This window comes from Pseudomonas sp. A39, from assembly GCF_058145955.1.
In genome coordinates this window covers 75,505-92,516 of record NZ_JBYVMD010000014.1, presented here as the reverse complement: position 1 = coordinate 92,516, position 17,012 = coordinate 75,505, and the positions used below count along the sequence as shown (strand labels likewise).

General features: G+C 61.1%; 20 protein-coding genes. 11 read left to right on the top strand and 9 right to left on the bottom strand.

What is annotated here, in order from left to right; genetic code table 11:
* The first annotated feature begins 69 nt into the window (after window positions 1-69).
* On the top strand, window positions 70-477 hold the full coding sequence (locus AC3ZU9_RS13650) for an SMI1/KNR4 family protein (RefSeq protein WP_028618538.1): 408 nt from the start codon (window positions 70-72) through the stop codon (window positions 475-477).
* 195 nt (window positions 478-672) lie between these two features.
* On the opposite strand, the gene AC3ZU9_RS13645 is transcribed toward AC3ZU9_RS13650, so the two are convergent.
* The gene (locus tag AC3ZU9_RS13645; protein ID WP_046035799.1) at window positions 673-2,436 is read right to left on the bottom strand and encodes a cation:proton antiporter; all 1,764 of its coding nucleotides are present in this window, start codon (window positions 2,434-2,436) and stop codon (window positions 673-675) included.
* A 292-nt stretch (window positions 2,437-2,728) separates the two neighbouring features.
* Here AC3ZU9_RS13645 and AC3ZU9_RS13640 point away from each other — a divergent pair, with 292 nt between their 5' ends.
* On the top strand, window positions 2,729-3,214 hold the full coding sequence (locus AC3ZU9_RS13640; RefSeq protein ID WP_003177014.1) for an acyl-CoA thioesterase: 486 nt from the start codon (window positions 2,729-2,731) through the stop codon (window positions 3,212-3,214).
* A gap of 37 nt (window positions 3,215-3,251) precedes the next feature.
* Here AC3ZU9_RS13640 and AC3ZU9_RS13635 read toward each other — a convergent pair whose 3' ends face one another.
* Both AC3ZU9_RS13635 and pdxY read right to left on the bottom strand, forming a co-directional pair.
* Window positions 3,252-4,280, bottom strand: a complete 1,029-nt coding sequence (locus tag AC3ZU9_RS13635) for a hypothetical protein (protein ID WP_490090853.1) — start codon at window positions 4,278-4,280, stop codon at window positions 3,252-3,254.
* Between the two features lie 81 nt (window positions 4,281-4,361).
* Window positions 4,362-5,234, bottom strand: a complete 873-nt coding sequence (pdxY, locus tag AC3ZU9_RS13630; RefSeq protein WP_034110415.1) for a pyridoxal kinase PdxY — start codon at window positions 5,232-5,234, stop codon at window positions 4,362-4,364.
* A gap of 117 nt (window positions 5,235-5,351) precedes the next feature.
* On the opposite strand from pdxY, the gene AC3ZU9_RS13625 reads away from it, so the two are divergent.
* Complete coding sequence (locus tag AC3ZU9_RS13625; protein WP_015886608.1) at window positions 5,352-5,747, top strand: DUF3301 domain-containing protein; 396 nt, start codon at window positions 5,352-5,354, stop codon at window positions 5,745-5,747.
* Here AC3ZU9_RS13625 and AC3ZU9_RS13620 read toward each other — a convergent pair.
* The 4 genes from AC3ZU9_RS13620 to dksA are packed head-to-tail and all read right to left on the bottom strand — an operon-like array spanning window position 5,741 to window position 9,032.
* Window positions 5,741-6,703, bottom strand: coding sequence for a CobW family GTP-binding protein (locus AC3ZU9_RS13620; protein ID WP_490090852.1), 963 nt, complete (start codon window positions 6,701-6,703; stop codon window positions 5,741-5,743). The genes AC3ZU9_RS13625 and AC3ZU9_RS13620 overlap by 7 nt on opposite strands.
* 44 nt (window positions 6,704-6,747) lie before the next feature.
* Window positions 6,748-7,392 carry a DUF1826 domain-containing protein gene (locus AC3ZU9_RS13615; RefSeq protein ID WP_490090851.1) on the bottom strand — a complete coding sequence of 215 codons (645 nt, stop codon included), beginning with the start codon at window positions 7,390-7,392 and terminating at the stop codon, window positions 6,748-6,750.
* The gene (zigA, locus tag AC3ZU9_RS13610; RefSeq protein ID WP_490090850.1) at window positions 7,392-8,600 is read right to left on the bottom strand and encodes a zinc metallochaperone GTPase ZigA; all 1,209 of its coding nucleotides are present in this window, start codon (window positions 8,598-8,600) and stop codon (window positions 7,392-7,394) included. The genes AC3ZU9_RS13615 and zigA overlap by 1 nt, the downstream gene beginning before the upstream one ends.
* Before the next feature lie 27 nt (window positions 8,601-8,627).
* The gene (gene dksA / locus AC3ZU9_RS13605; RefSeq protein WP_015886612.1) at window positions 8,628-9,032 is read right to left on the bottom strand and encodes an RNA polymerase-binding protein DksA; all 405 of its coding nucleotides are present in this window, start codon (window positions 9,030-9,032) and stop codon (window positions 8,628-8,630) included.
* 127 nt (window positions 9,033-9,159) lie between these two features.
* Here dksA and AC3ZU9_RS13600 point away from each other — a divergent pair, with 127 nt between their 5' ends.
* A complete protein-coding gene (locus AC3ZU9_RS13600) occupies window positions 9,160-9,528 on the top strand; it encodes a hypothetical protein (protein WP_046035804.1) in 369 nt (122 codons plus the stop codon).
* Here the strand turns inward: AC3ZU9_RS13600 and AC3ZU9_RS13595 are convergent.
* The gene (locus tag AC3ZU9_RS13595; protein ID WP_046035805.1) at window positions 9,525-10,727 is read right to left on the bottom strand and encodes an N-acetylmuramoyl-L-alanine amidase; all 1,203 of its coding nucleotides are present in this window, start codon (window positions 10,725-10,727) and stop codon (window positions 9,525-9,527) included. The two genes, AC3ZU9_RS13600 and AC3ZU9_RS13595, sit on opposite strands and share 4 nt — an antisense overlap.
* 127 nt (window positions 10,728-10,854) lie before the next feature.
* Between AC3ZU9_RS13595 and folE2 the strand changes: the two genes are divergently transcribed.
* The 7 genes from folE2 to AC3ZU9_RS13560 are packed head-to-tail and all read left to right on the top strand — an operon-like array spanning window position 10,855 to window position 16,480.
* On the top strand, window positions 10,855-11,751 hold the full coding sequence (gene folE2 / locus AC3ZU9_RS13590) for a GTP cyclohydrolase FolE2 (RefSeq protein ID WP_102061226.1): 897 nt from the start codon (window positions 10,855-10,857) through the stop codon (window positions 11,749-11,751).
* Window positions 11,748-12,416: a metal ABC transporter ATP-binding protein gene (locus AC3ZU9_RS13585; RefSeq protein WP_490090849.1), complete on the top strand. Its 669-nt coding sequence runs from the start codon at window positions 11,748-11,750 to the stop codon at window positions 12,414-12,416. Before folE2 ends, AC3ZU9_RS13585 begins: the two co-directional genes overlap by 4 nt.
* On the top strand, window positions 12,416-13,282 hold the full coding sequence (locus AC3ZU9_RS13580; RefSeq protein WP_015886617.1) for a metal ABC transporter permease: 867 nt from the start codon (window positions 12,416-12,418) through the stop codon (window positions 13,280-13,282). The genes AC3ZU9_RS13585 and AC3ZU9_RS13580 overlap by 1 nt, the downstream gene beginning before the upstream one ends.
* 11 nt (window positions 13,283-13,293) lie before the next feature.
* The gene (locus AC3ZU9_RS13575; RefSeq protein WP_015886618.1) at window positions 13,294-14,172 is read left to right on the top strand and encodes a metal ABC transporter substrate-binding protein; all 879 of its coding nucleotides are present in this window, start codon (window positions 13,294-13,296) and stop codon (window positions 14,170-14,172) included.
* Window positions 14,169-14,582 carry a phosphoribosyl-AMP cyclohydrolase gene (gene hisI / locus AC3ZU9_RS13570; protein WP_015886619.1) on the top strand — a complete coding sequence of 138 codons (414 nt, stop codon included), beginning with the start codon at window positions 14,169-14,171 and terminating at the stop codon, window positions 14,580-14,582. Before AC3ZU9_RS13575 ends, hisI begins: the two co-directional genes overlap by 4 nt.
* Window positions 14,579-15,139 carry a gamma carbonic anhydrase family protein gene (locus AC3ZU9_RS13565; protein WP_034110438.1) on the top strand — a complete coding sequence of 187 codons (561 nt, stop codon included), beginning with the start codon at window positions 14,579-14,581 and terminating at the stop codon, window positions 15,137-15,139. The genes hisI and AC3ZU9_RS13565 overlap by 4 nt, the downstream gene beginning before the upstream one ends.
* 3 nt (window positions 15,140-15,142) lie before the next feature.
* Entirely contained in the window at window positions 15,143-16,480 is a 1,338-nt protein-coding gene (locus tag AC3ZU9_RS13560) for a dihydroorotase (RefSeq protein WP_490090848.1), read from the top strand.
* A gap of 10 nt (window positions 16,481-16,490) precedes the next feature.
* Here AC3ZU9_RS13560 and AC3ZU9_RS13555 read toward each other — a convergent pair whose 3' ends face one another.
* The gene (locus AC3ZU9_RS13555) at window positions 16,491-17,012 is read right to left on the bottom strand and encodes a DUF3617 domain-containing protein (protein WP_015886622.1); all 522 of its coding nucleotides are present in this window, start codon (window positions 17,010-17,012) and stop codon (window positions 16,491-16,493) included.

The window sequence follows — 17,012 nt, the reverse complement described above, 5'->3', positions numbered from 1 at the left end:
TGCACTTATAGCGAGCTACTGTATAAAACGCCCCTATAAACCGCGCCATCTAGCAAGAGGATCCCGGCCGTGGAAGAAATCATCGAACAATTGCGTGAAGCCAACGAACCGGTTCCGGTTCCGCTGGAACTGCCTGACGAAGACCAACTGGTGGAAATCGAGGAACAACTGTTCATCGACATCCCGTTTGTCTTCCGTGAATTTTTGCTGACCGTCAGCGATGTGGTGTACGGCAGCCTGGAGCCGGTGACCGTCACCGACCCGCAATCCCATACCTACCTGCCGGACGTGGCCGCCAACGCCTGGGATGCCGGTGTTGATCGCAGCCTGATCCCTATCTGCCAGGACGGCGACGACTACTATTGCGTCGAAGAAGACGGCACCGTGGTGCTGTGGTCCGGCGAAGAAGAAATCGTCACCGAGGAAACCTGGGAATCCGTGTGGCACTGGGCGCGGGACGTCTGGCTGGAAAGCTGACCGGGCTTGCTGTAGTGAGCGGGCTTTGTGGTGAGCGGGCTTGCCCCGCGCTGGGCTGCGAAGCAGCCCCATAGCCTCACATCGCCAAACCTGAAAGAACGCGTCGCCTGGACCGGGCCTGCTACGCAGCCCAGCGCGAGCAAGCTCGCTCACCACAAAAAAGCTCGCTCACCACAGTAAAGTGGCCCGCCCACTTTAGTGCTCCGGCGTATCCTTGTGGTTATCCAGGGTCTCCAGCAAGGCGACCTGCATCCGCGTATGCACGCGGATGAACCACCGCCAGAGCACGGCCGCCACCGCTGCCGTGACGACGGCGATCAGCACCAGCAACTTGTTGGTCGGCAGGATACTGGCCGACAAGGCGGCCAATAGCAGGAAGATCACCAGCAGCGAGAGGATCGGGATCAGTTCCGCGATCACCCTTCGTACACGCTGGGTGTGTCGCCCAGCCATTTCCGGCTTCACGCTCATCTCCGCCAGCAGCATCGACAGCGCCTTGAGCTTGCGGTACGCCGCGATCAGGAATGGCAGCGACAACAGCAACGCCCCGCCCCAGATCAGCGCCTTCTGCCAGCTTGGATCGCTGATCCAGCCCTCCAGATACCCACCGATGCGCGCCGCAAAAAAGCTGCCGGCAAAGAAGATCGCGATCACCAGCGCCAGGTTTACCCCCACTTGCAGGATGATCTTGCGGATCATCGACGCCAACATGGCGCCCTCGCCCTGAGGCTGGATGCTGCGCAACCATTCGCCGTACATGCCGAACACCCGGCTCATGCGCTTGGGCATGATTGCCGCAATCTTCAGCGACAGCGGGTCAGCGCCGCGAATCAAGTACGGCGTGAGCAGCGTGGTAATCGCTGAAACCGCCACGGCGACGGGATAAAGGAAATCACTGGTCACCTGCAGCGTCATCCCCAGCGCCGCGATGATGAAGGAAAACTCACCAATTTGTGACAGCCCCATCCCCACGCGCAATGAGGTCCGGCCATCATTGCCGGCGATAAATGCCCCCAAGCCGCAGGACAGCATCTTGCCGAGCACCACCGCCACGGTGATCACCGCAATCGGCCAGGCGTATTGCAGCAGGATCTGGGGGTCGATCATCAAGCCAATGGCCACAAAGAAGATGGCGCTGAACATGTCGCGAACCGGCTCGATCAGGCGCTCGATCTTAATCAACTGTCGGGATTCGGCCATGATTGCGCCGATCAGGAACGCGCCCAGCACCATGCTGTATTCCAGCTTGACCACCAGCAGGCAGAAACCGAAACACAAGCCCAGTACGGTGATCAGCAACATCTCGTTGCTTTCGAACTTGGCCACGTAAGCCAACAGCCTCGGCACCAGCAAAATACCGATGACCAGCGCAACGATCATGAACAGCGAGAGCTTGCCGACCGTGGAAAACACCTCGCCGGAGCTGACCGTACCGCTGACGGCGATGCTCGACAGCAAGGCGATGATGCCGATGCCGAGGATGTCTTCCACAATCAGTACGCCAAAAATCAGCTGGGCGAAGCGCTGGTTTTTCATCTTCAGGTCGTTAAGCGCCTTGACGATGATGGTGGTGGAGGAAATCGCCAGGATTGCGCCGAGGAACAGCGAGTCCATGGTGTTCCAGTCAAACCAGCGGCCAATCTCGTAGCCGATCCAGATCATCAGGATGATTTCCAGGAAGGCTGCGATAAACGCCGTGGCGCCGACCTTGAACAGCTTGCGCAGGCTGAACTCCAGGCCCAGGCAGAACATCAGGAAGATCACCCCCAGCTCGGCGAGGGTCTTGATGGTGTCTTCGTCGTGAATCAGGCCGAAAGGTGGGGTGTGGGGGCCAATGATGAACCCGGCGACGATGTAGCCCAGCACCACTGGCTGCTTGAGGCGGTGAAACAGGATGGTGACAACCCCTGCCACCAGCATGATCACGGCCAAGTCCTGGATAAAGCTGATGGCGTGCATGGCGAGGGGCTCCTTGAGGGTACTGGCGCTTTTCCCACTTCCGCCCGCGCCTTTGAAATATCGCAAAGTGCGGAAGGAAAAGTCTGCCTTGATCGTAAGAAATGCCCTGAGACGGGCTTTTGAAGGTTAACACCGCGACTTCCGCCGGAAAGCCGGTGCAATATATGGAAACAGATCGGAGAGCGCGTGACGGCAAGGCGCCTACCGGCGTCCCGTTATGGATGGCGCTGTAAAGATTCCAGCACCCGCAGAGGTGCGCCCCCAACCAATGCCTACAACCCGTGAGTGTGCTATGGAACCCGGAAACGCCCAGCTGTCGATGACGGTATTGATGACCCCTGATATGGCCAACTTCTCAGGCAATGTCCACGGCGGCACACTGCTCAAGTACCTCGACGAAGTGGCCTACGCCTGCGCGAGCCGTTATGCCGGCCGCTATGTCGTCACCTTGTCGGTAGACCAGGTGATCTTTCGCGAGCCGATCCATGTCGGTGAGCTGGTGACGTTCCTCGCATCGGTCAACTACACCGGCAACACGTCGATGGAAGTGGGCATCAAGGTGGTGACCGAGAACATCCGCGAACGCTCGGTGCGCCATACCAACAGTTGCTTCTTCACCATGGTGGCCGTGGACGACCAGCGCAAACCGGCCGCCGTGCCACCGCTGCAACCTCACAATAGCGAAGACAAGCGCCGGTTCGTGCAGGCCCAGCAGCGCCGGCAGATCCGTCAGGAACTGGAAAAGCGCTATCAGGAAATCAAGGCAGACGCGCTGTAGGCCATGCCCCCCCGTGTAGGAGCGAGCAAGCCCGCTCCTACAACCGCCAGCACCCATCGTAGTGGGCACACACATCAAAGCGCTGATCCAACTGGCTCATGCGCTCCATGTGATGGTTCACGATGTCCACCATCACGGCTTTGCTGGTGTTCGTGTAGTACTGCGCCATCAACTTGTCGTTAGCCTTGACGCGCTCGACAACGGCGGCGTCCGTCGGGTTCTGCCATTGCTCCAGAATCGCATCTTCGGTGCCGCTCAGGCGCATGCGGTAAACCCGCTCATAAAGCTCCAGCGTACGCGCCTTGCGGCCAGCCATTTCCTGATTCACCCGTGCATAGTTCTGACGGAACTGAACCCAATAGGCCTCAGGTGGCGTGAATGTGCCTAATTTCGCCTTGCGCTCGGCGATCGCCTCTTCGGTAGCTTGCGGGCGCTGCGCGGTGTCAGGCTCCATCAACGTGATGAGCTGCATATGGGTTTCAACGATTGCGTTGATCAACGCGGTACGGTGTGGCGTAGCCGGGATCACCTTACCGAATATCGGGCTCTTGCCCGCGCACGACGGCATACCGTTCTCGAATATCGGCTGGGGGATGCGCACATCCTTGCCATCCGAGCGCATCAGGCGCTGAAACGAGGTCGTGCACATGCCCCGTTCCATGTCGAAGGTCACTTCATACTCTTCCCCGGCCTTTGGCGTGATGCTCATTGATTTGCCGCAGACATAGCTGCCGCCATTGGTGTTGATCATCAGCATGGTTTCTTTGCCGGGTGCCAGCTTGAACTCCAGCAAGCCTCTGGCCTTGACCGGTGGGGGCACAGACATGCCGACACGCCGCCGGGTATCGACCAAGAAAATATTGTTGAGCATGCCAGTGGTCTGGCCCATACAGTGCTCAGCGTCGTAGACGTCGATGGTGGTATTGGACGTATTAGAGATGAAGCGCAGCTTGGCGGCATCAGCCTCGGTGGCATCAGGGTAAGTGCCGTTCACACTGCAACCGGCCAGTAACGACGTCAGCACCAGGGCGGTCAGCGCCCGCGGCGAAGGGAATACAAGGGACATGGATCTTCCTTGAAAGCACAGTGGACTAGAAGGCGCCCGATAGTACCGGACGCCCTTTGCCTGGCTCAATCAGGAATATTCCTACAGCTCGATGGGTGTCGCTTCGAAACGTACGCGAGGGTGGGCGATGCGATCCTGAGCCCGCACCAACTCCAGCTCGTAACTGGCGCAAGCCTGGGTTTCCAGCAGCACTTCGTGTACGGCGGCGGCGGTGAATTCGAAGGCGGCCAACAGGCTGTCGCCCAACAGAACGCGCGCCAGGAACAGGCCCGAGGTCAAATCGCCGACGCCCACCGGCTGACGCGGAAACGCCAACAGCGGCCGGCGCAGGTGCCAGCTGCCTTCGGCGGTCACCAGCAGCATTTCGAAACCATCCGGCAACTTGCCGGGGTAATCCAAATGCTTGACCAATACAGCCTTCGGCCCGCGCGCCAGCAACGCCTTGGCCATGGCCAGGCAATCGAACAGCGATTGCGGCTTGCGCCCGGCAAAACTGTCCAGTTCCAACTGGTTGGGGCACAGGAAGTCGGCCATCGCCGCGGCTTCGTCCAGCAGGAAATCGCTGACTTCCTGGGGCACGATGCAGCCCTTTTCCGGATGGCCCATCACCGGGTCGCACAGATACAAAGCCTTGGGATTGATGGCCTTGATGCGCGCCACGCCGGTCAGGATCGCCCGGCCCTGATCCGCACTGCCCAGGTAGCCGGACAAAATCGCGTCGCAGTTGCCCAACTCGCCGATCGCGGCGATGCCTTCCACCAACGCCGGAATCTGCTGCGGCGCCAACACTTCACCCGCCCACTGGCCATACTGGGTGTGGTTGGAGAACTGCACGGTGTTCAGCGGCCACACGTTCACCCCGACGCGCTGCATGGGGAACACGGCGGCGCTGTTTCCGGCGTGGCCGAAGACCACATGAGACTGGATCGCAAGCAAATGAGGTGTGCGTTTCATGCGGGGGATTTCCGTAAAGCCGTTGAAATTCTGGCCGCGCAGTATGCGACTAAAAGCAGCCTATACGACAGACCGGCGACACAGTTAAGCTGCTCTCACTTTGTTGGAGTCTTTCGCATGCTGACCCTGGGAAACATCTTCGTGTTGATGCTGCTGGCGACCGGTGCCGCCTGGGTGTGGCACAACCACGGCCTGCGCGAGCGCGCGCTGGAGCGGGTCAAGCAGCATTGCGCCAAGCTCGACATTGAACTGCTCGACGGTGCGGTGGCGCTCAAGCGGATCGGGTTTGTGAAGGATGCCAATGGCCGGCGGCGCCTGGCACGTATCTACAACTTTGAATTCACCGTCACCGGCGAAACCCGCCACCCAGGGACCATCACCCAATTCGGCGCCCACAGTGCGCAGATCGAACTGGCGCCCTACCCGTTCGAGATCAAGACACCACTGCCCAGCGCCGAAGTGATCGAGCTGAGCCAGTGGCGACAGGACCACGGCACCAAGAACCGTCAGTAACGACAGGCCGCCAGTGCGGTCTGCAATGCCGCCACGTCCTGTGGGTCGCTGAAAATCAATTCGATACGCGAATCGCGCCGCCATTCGCTGGTTTGCCAGGCGAGCGGGCTGTTATCCACAGCGTTGGCCGACAACCAGCCTTCGGCGCTGTGGATAACCAGCTTGGCGCGGCGCCACTCAAGGCTTGCCAGCCAATGATGCAGGCGCTGGGCATCGAATTGCTGGCTCGGGTGCCAGCGCCAACCGATGCTCCAGCCGCCCTCTTGGGCCTGGCTCAGGCAGATCGGTTGCGCGGGATCGCTCCAAATGGCCGGCATCTGCGCCAGCCCCTTGGGCACTTCGAAGTTATCCACAGCCGCAGCCGCCTGTGCGTTCAGCCCTGGCAACTGGGCCAGCGGCAAATGCGCCTGCCGGGTCCAGTAAAACGGGCAATCCGGTAACTGCTGTTCAATGGCGTGGCGCTGCGCGGCGTCCAGCGCTTCCTCCTTGTTCAATACCAGCAGCCCGGCACTCGCCAAGGCTTCCTGCTGCGCCGACGGCAAGGGTTTACCCGCCGCCAGCGCCTGGGCATCCAACACCAGTACACAGGCCTGCACTGCCAACACGTTCTGCCACGGCGCCTCTCGCAACTGCTTGAGCAATTGCGCCGGATGGCCCAGGCCTGACGGTTCGATAAACAGCCGATCGGGTTTGGCCTTACGCAACAAACGCCCAAGTCCTACCTGGAACGGCGCGCCATTCACACAGCACAGGCAGCCGCCAGCGACTTCGCCCAAGGCAATGCCGTCGTCATCCTGAGTGAGCAAGGCGGCGTCCAGGCCTATTTGCCCGAACTCGTTGATCAGCACAGCCCAGCGCTCGTTGGCTGGGCGCTGGGCGAGCAGGTGCTTGATGAGGCTGGTCTTGCCAGCGCCCAACGGCCCGGCAATCACATGAGTGGGAATGTTCTGCAGCATGAGGAGCATCGTTCAGACCGTGTAGAGCGTTTGATCCTACGCGGTTATGCGAGCCAATCCAGTGTCAGGATCAAGCGGCGTTCGTCAGCCTTGAGTGCGGGCGAACGGTGAATCAGGCCATGGCCTTCATTGCCATGCCACTTGGTGCCCTTGAGCAGGGCGACTTCCCCGCACTGGAGCTGCTCGATTCGGTCGCTGGGTTCGGCGTCCGGCTGGCCCAACTGGCGACGGTCCATCACGCCTTCACGCAACCACTGGCTGCCGATCCCGGCATAGGTGGTGATCAGCCGCACCGGCACATGGTCGACGTGAAAACGCGGGCACATGGCTTTATCCAACAGGCGCAAGCGCACGCCGATACGCTTGGCACCCAGCAAACAGGCAAAAGCGCTGACCAGCCAAGACACATCGGCGATAAAGCCTTCGTAGCCTTCCAGGTCGCGGCAACTGGACGCCAGCCCCTGCAAGTCGGGCGCGGCGTCTTCGTTATTGAGCTCAATCACCCTGGAATCGGCCAACGGCTCATTGAGCGCTACCAGCAAGGCGCCGAACTCGGCGATGTGCAGGGGCAACTGGCGCTGCCACACCGCCAGGTTGACGCCGTCTTCAAGGATGTCGGACAGCGCCAGCGGAGTTTCACCACGGGTCTGGCGAATCACGGGACGCAGGGGAATAACCGGGGCCAGCATCAGGCGGCTGCCTCCTCATACCAAGGGCCAAAGGGATCGGCCAGCAGGCGCCAGCCTTCGACGCCCAGGGCCATTTCTTCATCGTCGAGCAGGCAGGCGTCCAGCTCGGCGCGCAGCTGGGTGAAGTCGATGTTCTGCCCGATAAACACCAGTTCCTGGCGACAGTCACCGGTGCTCAGTTGCCAGTTGCCCATGATCGCCGCGACGCTTTCCTCATCCTGGGGCCACTGGCTTTTTGGCACAAAGCGCCACCAGCGACCGGCAAACCCATGGCGCATCAAGCCGCCCGCCTGAGACCAACTGCCTGCATCCTGGTGCTTGCTGGCCAGCCAGAAAAAGCCCTTGGAGCGCAGCAGTTTGCCGTTGACCCACGGACGGTCGATAAAGTCGAAAAAGCGCTGGGGATGAAAAGGGCGGCGCGCACGGTAAGCGGTGGAGGCGATGCCGTACTCTTCGGTTTCCGGCACATGTTCACCCCGCAACTCCTGCAACCAGCCCGGGGCCTGCGCGGCGCGTTCAAAGTCGAATCGGCCAGTGTTGAGGATCTTGTTCAGCGGTACTTCGCCCATCACCATCGGGATGATTTCCGCCTGGGCGTTGAGGCGCTCAAGGATTGCCATCAACTCTTCACGCTCGCGGCTGCTGATAAGGTCGATCTTGCTGATAAGGATCACGTCGGCGAATTCGATCTGCTCGATCAGCAGGTCGGTGATGGAGCGTTCGTCTTCTTCACCGAGGGTTTCACCCCGGGAGGCGAGGCTTTCGGCGGCCTGGTAGTCGAGCAGGAAGTTGATGCCGTCGACCACCGTGACCATGGTATCCAGACGTGCGATGTCGGCCAGGCTTTGCTCGTTTTCGTCGCGGAAGGTGAAGGTTTCAGCCACCGGCAAGGGCTCGGAGATGCCGGTGGACTCGATCAGCAGGTAATCGAACCGACCTTCCTTGGCGAGTTTTCCGACTTCCTCCAGCAAGTCTTCCCGCAAGGTGCAGCAGATGCAGCCGTTGCTCATCTCCACCAGTTTTTCTTCAGCGCGGTTGAGGGTGACGTCGCGCTGGACTTCGCTGCCGTCGATGTTGATTTCGCTCATGTCGTTGACGATCACCGCCACCCGCAGGTTTTCGCGGTTGCGCAGGACGTAATTGAGCAGCGTGCTTTTACCGGCGCCGAGAAAGCCGGACAACACAGTAACGGGGAGACGGTTGGGCATCAGGTATTCCTCATCAAGGGTGGCCGGTCAAACTGTCCGTTTATGGCGTTCGCGCAGCTCTTCACGTTCTTTGGCTTCGATACAGAGTGTCGCGGTGGGACGTAGCAGCAGGCGTTGCAGGCCGATGGGCTCACCCGTATCGCGACACCAGCCGTATTCGCCGCGAGCCAGTAATTCGAGGGCATCGTCGATCTTGTCCAACAGCTTTTTTTCCCGTTCCAGCAGACGCAGCTGCCACTGGCGCTGCTCTTCGGCGCTGCCGACATCGGCCGGGTCGCTGTTGGTTTCCTGCTCGCGCAGTGCCAGGAACTCGGCGTCGATACGCACTTGCAGCTCATGGCGCTGGGTCAGCAGCAACTCACGGAAGAAACCTTGTTGGGCTTCGTTCATGTAGTCGGCGGGCGGCTGGGCCAGCAGGTCTTGTTTGGTCATGGGGAGCGGGTCACGGGTCAGGCTATGCTTTGATGTTATAGTATAACAGTGCAAATAAGCCAATCCCCTCTTGCTCACCACGACGAAGGGCGCAATGCTTGAATACTTCCCTGCCTCGAGAAGCCCGATGAAATATTTGCTGTGCGCCCTGTTATTGGCTGCGGCAGGACCTGCCTGTGCCCAAGCGCCGAGCCTGCTGGCCAACTGCACGCGCAGCGCCAACCTGCTCGCGTGCGTCGACCCACTGGGCAATGCCTACAGCGTGGCGACGATCGGCAGCACCACGTATTTGCGTGGGTATGAGGTAATCGGCAAACGCTACTGGGCACAGACCAACAGCCGCTATGGGCAGCTGACGTTCTTTACTGGGTTGGCGTCGGACGGTGAGGCGTGGGTCGGCTATACACGGCGCGTGGGCTGGACCACCCTTAACCGGTTTTCCAGTTCGGGGGGCGCCAGCGCCAAATTCACCTGCAGCCGCATCACCGGCTGTTAGACCTGGGCGCTCTTCTGTTCCTGCATCCACGCCATGTAGCTGTTCATGGGCGGGTTCTTCTGGAAATATTTTTTCAGGCCTTCGAACAGGCCATCGGCAACCGCCTGTTGATGCCGCGCGGTGACCAGGCGCGCACTGTCACGCGCATTGGAGATAAACCCGGTTTCTACCAGGATCGACGGCACGTCCGGTGACTTCAGCACCGCGAAACCCGCTTGCTCCACGCGCTTCTGATGCAAGCTGGTGATGCCCTCCAGGCTGCCCAGGATCGAGCTGCCGAGTTGCAGGCTGGAGGCGATGGTGGCGTTCATCGACATATCCAGAATCACCCCGGCCAACATCGGGTCCTTGTCCTTCAGATTGAGCAGACGGGTGGCGCCGAGCAGATCGGCACCGTTTTCTCGTTGCGCCATGAAGCGTGCGGTGGCTGACGTCGCACCGCCTTCGGACAACGCATACACCGAAGCACCCGACGCGGTGATGCGCGGTGCCGCATCCGCATGCACCGAGATAAACATGTCGGCATTGTGCTTGTGGGCGATCTCCACCCGTTTGCGCAGCGGTACGAAGAAGTCGTCGTTGCGCACCAACTTCACGTCAAAACCCTTCTCGCGCTTCAGGCGTTTGGCCAACAGCTGAGCGATGGACAACACCACGTCTTTTTCTCGCTGGCCCTTGGAGCCGACTGCGCCGGGGTCCTTGCCGCCGTGGCCGGGATCGACCACCACGATGATGTCGCGCTTGGGGTGCGCCTTATCCACCAGGGGCGTGGGCTCTGACGCTATTTGACGAGGCGCCTGGGTGGCGCTGGTCAGATCCAGCACCAGACGATGACCCTGCCCATCCTGGGGCGGCAACACGAAGCTGTTGAGCTGCATCGGCGCAGCCAGGTCGAGCACGATGCGCGTGTCGCCCTTGCCAAAATGCCCCGAGCGGATCGAGGTGATCCCGCTGTTCGTCAACGCCAGCTGAGAGAAATCACCACTGAGCCCGGCGCCGCTCAGGTCGATGATCAAGCGCTCAGGCGCGCTCAGGGTGAAGGTCTTGTACTGCACCGGGCCGCTGAGGTCGAACACCAGCCGCAGCTTGTCGTCAGAGCGCCACAGGCGGGCGTTGCGTATCTGTGTGGCGTGGGCCGCAAACGGCAAGGTGAAAAGAGGGCTGGCCAGAAGCAGGTTAAGGAGCTGACGTCTGTGCATACAAATACCGCAAATAAAGGAGCGTCCCTACTCGACATGACTGAAAAAAGGCAGGAGCAGAATATTCATCGTCGACTCTATTGTTATACTATAACATGTCAAATCATTTCCAACGATGGACCTGCTCATGAATGCGCTGACTCTGCCGGATATCGCCGCGCAGGCTTCACGCCAAGCCTTGCCACTCGACTGGGTGGGGATGTGCGGCATCGCCCTGCCGATCCTTATCGACGGCCAACGCCTGACCGCCACCGCCGATGCCGGCGTGAGCCTGGACGACGGCGCCGCCCGTGGCATTCATATGTCACGCCTGTACCTGGCGCTGGAGATGCTCGACCAGCAGCCGCTTACGCCTGCACTTCTGCGTAATGTACTGCAGCGTTTTCTCGACAGTCATGAAGGTTTATCTAATAACGCCTACCTGCGTATCCACACCGATCTGCTCCTCAAACGCCCGGCGCTGGTCAGCCCACTGGGCGGTTGGAAACGCTATCCGGTGAGCATCGAAGCGCGTCTGGAAAACCAGATGTTCCACGTGGAACTAAAAATTGACGTTACTTATTCCTCAACCTGCCCTTGCTCTGCTGCACTCGCCAGGCAGTTGATTCAGCAGCAATTTCTTGATGACTTCGGCGACACACCGTTGCGGCATGAGGACGTGTTGACCTGGCTCGGCAGCGCCAACGGCATCGTCGCCACGCCCCACAGTCAGCGCAGCAGCGCGCAACTGTTGATCACATTGGACGGTGACCAAGCCGGCCTGCCCATCAATGACCTGATCGACAACGTCGAAGCCGCTCTCGGCACCGCCGTACAAACCGCCGTAAAACGTGCGGACGAACAAGCCTTCGCCCTGGCCAACGGGCAGAACTTGATGTTCTGCGAAGACGCCGCCCGCCGCCTGAACCTCGCCTTGAAACGCTCGGATGCCGTCAAAGCCTTCCACCTGAAAGTGATCCATGCCGAAAGCCTGCACGCGCACGATGCCGTGGCTGAAAGCCGCTGGACGAGAAACCCTGCATGATCACCTGCACCGCTTTGCGCTGGGGCGCCCCCGGCCAACCGCTGACGCCAGCCATAGATCTCACCCTGGAACAAGGCAGCCTCACTGGCATCATCGGCGCCAACGGCACCGGTAAAAGCAGCCTGCTCAAAGTCATCGCCGGCCTGCAAAAGCCCTTGGCAGGTAAAGTCTCGGTGGATGTTCCACGCCGTGGCGGCCTGTCGTTTCTGCCTCAGCAACAGCACCTGGACCGTCAGTTCCCCATCAGCCTGCAAGAACTGGTCGCCGCCGGATTCTGGGGTACCCAACTCACCCCGCAACAACGCAGCCAGCGCCTTGAAGCGGTGCTTGAAGACTGGTGCCTCAGCGGCCTGGAGCACCGCCCGTTGATGGCCTTGTCCGGTGGCGAATTGCAGCGCGCCCTGCTCGCCCGCATGAGCCTGGCCGAAGCGCCGGTGTTGTTGCTCGACGAACCCCACGCCGCGCTGGATGAAGAAGGCCAAGCGCTGTGCTGGAAACACATCCATGCCTGGCACGACCAAGGCCGCACGCTGATTGTCGTCTGCCATGACCTCGCATCCGTTCGCCATCACACCCAGCAAGTGGTGCAGATCAAAAACACCGGCTGCGTCTTCGGGCCCAGTAAAGAACTGATCCGCCCGCAACCCCGCATGCAGGTGGCCTGATGCACTTTGCCGCCCACCTGTGGATGCCCTTCGTCGACTTCGTCTTTATGCGCCGCGCGCTGATCGGCGGCCTGGTGCTCGCCTGCAGCACTGCGCCGCTGGGGGTGTTTCTGATCCTGCGGCGCATGAGCCTGATCGGTGACGCTGTGGCCCACGGCATCCTGCCCGGCGCTGCCCTCGGCTTCTGGTTCGCCGGCCTGAGCCTGCCGGCCCTGACCATCGGCGGCCTCGGCGCCGGTCTGAGCATGGCCGGCCTGTCCGCCTGGATCACCCGCCGCACCGGTCTGCGTGAAGACGCCAGCCTCGCCGCCATCTACCCCATCTCCCTCGCCGCCGGTGTACTGATCCTCGGCATCGCCGGCAAGCGCCTGGACCTGCTGCACCTGCTTTTCGGCTCCGCCCTGGCCGTCGACGAAACCACCCTCACCGGCATGCTCTGGGTCTCCGGTTTCAGCCTGATCGCGATGGCCGCGATCTATAAACCGTTGCTGCTGGACACCCTCGATCCGTTGTTCCTGCAAACCGTCAGCCGCCTCGGCCCGCTCGCCCATGGGTTGTTCCTGACCTTGGTGGTGCTGAACCTGGTGATCGGTTTCCAGGCGATCGGCGCCTTGATGGTGGTGGGCTTGATGATGTTGCCCGCCATCGCTTCACGCTTCTGGAGCCGGCGCCTGCCGGTATTGATCGCAGTATCGGCAGTGCTGGGATGCCTGTCGGTATGGCTGGGTTTGTTGCTGTCGTTCTACTACTCGTTGCCCAGCGGCCCGGCCATCGTGCTGGTGGCGGGCGCCGGGTATCTGCTGTCCGTGGTCTTCGGTCCGGTGCACGGCTTGCTGCGCCGCCCGCCTTTGCTGTCATCCCAATGAGGTGTTTCCCGATGCGCGCTCTACTCGTGCTGTTCAGTCTAATCCTGTCGTTATCGACGGCTCAGGCCGCAGACAAGCTCCAGGTGGTTACCAGCTTCAGCATCCTGGATGACATCACCCACCAGATCGGTGGCGATCACATCCAGATCAGCAACATGGTCGGTCCCGACGCCGATGCCCATACCTACGAACCGACACCCGACGACGCCAAGGCGCTGCTCAAGGCCAAGGTCATCATCAAGAACGGCCTGGGCTTCGAACCCTGGCTGGACCGCCTGGTGACCAGCACCGAAACCAAGGCCACGGTGGTCACCGCCAGCAAAGGCGTAATCTCCCACACCATGGAAGAGGACGGCGAAACCATCCCCGACCCACACGCCTGGCACAACCTGGCCAACGCCGAAATCTACGTGAACAACATCACCAAGGCGCTGGTGGCCGCCGACCCGGCCAACAAGGCTGACTACCTGCGCAACAGCCAGGCCTACCTCAAGGAAATCTACCGCCTGCTCGCTGAGGCCAAGACCAAGTTCGGCGCGTTGCCACCAGGCAACCGCCGCATCGTCACCTCCCATGACGCCTTCGGCTACCTGGGCCAGGCATATGGCATCGAGTTCCTCGCGCCTCAAGGCCTGTCCACCGAACGTGAGCCGTCCGCTGCCGAAGTCGCCGCGCTGATCACTCAGATTCGCAAAGATAAAGTCAAAGCCGTGTTCATGGAAAACATCAAGGATTCGCGCCTGCTCAAGCAGATCGCTGACGAAAGCGGCGCGCAGATCGGCGGCACGCTGTATTCCGACGCCCTCGCCGCAGAAGGCCCGGCCAGCACCTTTACCGGCCTGTTCGAATACAACCTCAACACGCTGTGCGCGGCGTTGAGCAAGCCATGAACTTGAGCATGCTCGACCTGGAAGGGGCTGCCGTCGGCAGTCGCTTTCCACTCGAACAGGTGCTGGATGCCCTGCCGTGGAACAGCGATGGCTTGGTGGCCGCCATCGCTCAGCAACATGGCAGCGGCGAAGTATTGATGCTGGCCTGGATGAACCGCCGGGCCCTCAACGAAACCCTGCTCACCGGGCAAGTCTGCTACTGGTCGCGCTCGCGCCAGCAGTTATGGCGCAAGGGCGAAAGCTCGGGCAACTGGCAGCAGTTGGTGGAAGCGCGCCTGGATTGCGACGGCGATGCGGTACTGCTGATCGTCAACCAACTGGGCCCGGCGTGTCACACCGGCCGCCCCACCTGTTTCTATAACGCCATCGACGGCGACCACGTCTACATCATTACGGAGCCCGCTGCATGATCCGCAAAAACCCTTCCGGCGATCTGCCGGTCATTGCCGAATCGGCCTACGTCGACAAAACCGCGATCATCTGCGGCAAGGTCATCATCGGCGAGAACGTCTTCGTCGGCCCCTACGCCGTCATCCGTGCCGATGAAGTCGATGCCAGCGGCGCCATGGACCCGATCACCATCGGCGCCAACTCCAATATCCAGGACGGCGTGGTCATCCACTCCAAGTCCGGCGCGGCGGTCACCATCGGCGAATTCACCTCCATTGCCCATCGTTCCATCGTGCACGGCCCCTGCACCGTCGGCGACCGTGTGTTCATCGGTTTTAACAGCGTGCTGTTCAACTGCGCCGTGGGCGACGGCTGCGTGGTGCGTCACAACTCGGTGGTCGACGGTCGCGATTTGCCCGCCGCCTTCTACGTGCCCTCCACCACCCGCATCGGGCCCAACACCGACTTGTCGCAATACCCGCCGGTGAGTGTGAGCGCCTCGGAGTTTTCCGAAGACGTGGCACGCACCAATGTCGATCTGGTGCGCGGCTACAAAGCCCTGCAAAACGAGTTCTGAATCATGAGCCGCCTGCTGATTCGCAATGCCCGCCTGGTGAACGAAGGCCAGGAATTCGACGCCGATGTGCTGGTCGCCAACGGCCGTATCGAGAAGATCGCCAGCAGCATCGAGGGCTGCGACGCGCCCTTGGCCATCGACGCCCAGGGCCAATGGCTGCTGCCGGGCATGATCGATGACCAGGTGCACTTTCGCGACCCCGGCGCGCCGGACAAGGGCAGCTTTTACAGCGAATCCCGGGCGGCCGTGGCCGGCGGTATCACCAGCGTCATGGATATGCCCAACACCCAACCCGCTACGCTGACCTTGCAAGCCCTGGCCGATAAAAAGCGTCGCGCGGGCCTGCATTCGGTGGCCAACTATGGCTTTCACTTTGGCGTGAGCAATGACAACCTCGACCTCGTCGCAGCGCTGGACCCGCGGGAAGTGGCCGGCGTCAAAGTGTTCATGGGGGCCTCGACCGGCAATATGCTGGTGGATGATCCACGGGTTCTGGAGCGGTTATTCGCTGAAGTGCCGACCCTCCTGCTGGCCCACTGCGAACATACGCCGAGTATCCAGGCCAATGAACAACGCCTGCGTGAGCGCTTTGGCGACAATATTCCTGCCGTGGCCCATCCGCTGATTCGCGATGCCGAAGCGTGCTATCGCTCGTCCTCTCTGGCCGTGGAGTTGGCCCAGCGCCACGGCACACGCCTGCATGTGCTGCACCTGACCAGCGCCCGCGAGCTGGTGTTGTTCGAAGACAAGCCTCTGGCGCAAAAGCGCATCACGGCCGAGGTCTGCGTGCACCATTTGCTGTTCGATGACCGCGATTATCATCGGCTCGGTCATCAGATCAAATGCAACCCGGCAATCAAGACACGCGCCGACCGCGACGCGCTGCGCCAAGCCTTGTTGAGTGATCGTCTGGATGTGATTGGCACTGACCACGCGCCGCATACCTGGGCGCAAAAACAGTTGGGCTATCGCGAAGCGCCGTCGGGTTTACCCCTGGTGCAGCACGCGCTGCCGGCGTTGTTGGAGCTGGTCGCCGATGGGCTGCTACCGCTGACGACCCTCGTGGCGAAAACCAGTCACCGCGTGGCCGACCTGTTCGCCATCCCGGATCGGGGTTATCTACGCGAAGGGTATTGGGCCGACCTGGTGTTGATCAACCCGGAGCCCGAAGGCAAGCCCGTCAGCAGCGAGCCGATCCTGGCCCGCTGCGGCTGGACGCCTTTTGCCGAGCGCAGCTTTCGCCACAGCGTCAGCACCACGCTGGTCTCCGGCCACCTGGCTTGGCACAACGGCCAGGTGGTCGACAGTTGCCAGGGCTTGCCCCTGCATTTCCTGCGTTAGGCGGCCTGCGTTAGGCGCGAGGCTTGACCGTCCCGCAATCGTTACCCAGCCACTGGGCATGGCTGTCCAGGCTGCCCTTCTGCTGAATACCGGTGGCATTGAAGGTGCCGTTGACGGTGGTGGTGAATTCTTTCTGGCTCTGGAAAGTAGCGACGCCGGTGCCCTGGGCTTTCGGGCAACTGAAGCGGAATTTCCACTGGTTACCGGTCTTGTCGGTGACTTCCTGTTTACAGCCCGATTGCGGGTCGGTCAGGGGGATCGAATCGGACGCGACCTGCGCCGGTGTCAGGCACACCTGCACGCCTTTGCCGGCCATGGTGATGCCTTGTTTTTCCAGCATGGCGCGCTGTTCAGGGGTCATCTGTTGCTTGAGTTGACCGAGGATCAGCGACAAGTCCGGCAGATCCTGGTTATCGACCTTCATATTGCTGGTGGTCAATTCCCACAAGCCCGGCGCCAGCATCTGCGCCTGTGCTGCCACGGGCAGCGACAAACCAATAACCATGGCTAAACCAAGCAGACGAGCATTCAT

Excerpts from the sequence above, each read along its gene's own strand:
- AC3ZU9_RS13595 (WP_046035805.1), bottom strand. The coding sequence starts at position 10,727 with ATGCACAGACGTCAGCTCCTTAACCTGCTTCTGGCCAGCCCTCTTTTC.
- zigA (WP_490090850.1), bottom strand. The coding sequence starts at position 8,600 with ATGCCCAACCGTCTCCCCGTTACTGTGTTGTCCGGCTTTCTCGGCGCC.
- AC3ZU9_RS13645 (WP_046035799.1), bottom strand. The coding sequence starts at position 2,436 with ATGCACGCCATCAGCTTTATCCAGGACTTGGCCGTGATCATGCTGGTG.
- AC3ZU9_RS13625 (WP_015886608.1), top strand. The coding sequence starts at position 5,352 with ATGCTGACCCTGGGAAACATCTTCGTGTTGATGCTGCTGGCGACCGGT.
- AC3ZU9_RS13635 (WP_490090853.1), bottom strand. The coding sequence starts at position 4,280 with ATGTCCCTTGTATTCCCTTCGCCGCGGGCGCTGACCGCCCTGGTGCTG.
- AC3ZU9_RS13565 (WP_034110438.1), top strand. The coding sequence starts at position 14,579 with ATGATCCGCAAAAACCCTTCCGGCGATCTGCCGGTCATTGCCGAATCG.
- hisI (WP_015886619.1), top strand. The coding sequence starts at position 14,169 with ATGAACTTGAGCATGCTCGACCTGGAAGGGGCTGCCGTCGGCAGTCGC.
- AC3ZU9_RS13585 (WP_490090849.1), top strand. The coding sequence starts at position 11,748 with ATGATCACCTGCACCGCTTTGCGCTGGGGCGCCCCCGGCCAACCGCTG.
- AC3ZU9_RS13575 (WP_015886618.1), top strand. The coding sequence starts at position 13,294 with ATGCGCGCTCTACTCGTGCTGTTCAGTCTAATCCTGTCGTTATCGACG.
- dksA (WP_015886612.1), bottom strand. The coding sequence starts at position 9,032 with ATGACCAAACAAGACCTGCTGGCCCAGCCGCCCGCCGACTACATGAAC.
- AC3ZU9_RS13640 (WP_003177014.1), top strand. The coding sequence starts at position 2,729 with ATGGAACCCGGAAACGCCCAGCTGTCGATGACGGTATTGATGACCCCT.
- AC3ZU9_RS13580 (WP_015886617.1), top strand. The coding sequence starts at position 12,416 with ATGCACTTTGCCGCCCACCTGTGGATGCCCTTCGTCGACTTCGTCTTT.
- AC3ZU9_RS13555 (WP_015886622.1), bottom strand. The coding sequence starts at position 17,012 with ATGAATGCTCGTCTGCTTGGTTTAGCCATGGTTATTGGTTTGTCGCTG.
- pdxY (WP_034110415.1), bottom strand. The coding sequence starts at position 5,234 with ATGAAACGCACACCTCATTTGCTTGCGATCCAGTCTCATGTGGTCTTC.
- AC3ZU9_RS13560 (WP_490090848.1), top strand. The coding sequence starts at position 15,143 with ATGAGCCGCCTGCTGATTCGCAATGCCCGCCTGGTGAACGAAGGCCAG.
- AC3ZU9_RS13620 (WP_490090852.1), bottom strand. The coding sequence starts at position 6,703 with ATGCTGCAGAACATTCCCACTCATGTGATTGCCGGGCCGTTGGGCGCT.
- AC3ZU9_RS13615 (WP_490090851.1), bottom strand. The coding sequence starts at position 7,392 with ATGCTGGCCCCGGTTATTCCCCTGCGTCCCGTGATTCGCCAGACCCGT.
- AC3ZU9_RS13600 (WP_046035804.1), top strand. The coding sequence starts at position 9,160 with ATGAAATATTTGCTGTGCGCCCTGTTATTGGCTGCGGCAGGACCTGCC.
- folE2 (WP_102061226.1), top strand. The coding sequence starts at position 10,855 with ATGAATGCGCTGACTCTGCCGGATATCGCCGCGCAGGCTTCACGCCAA.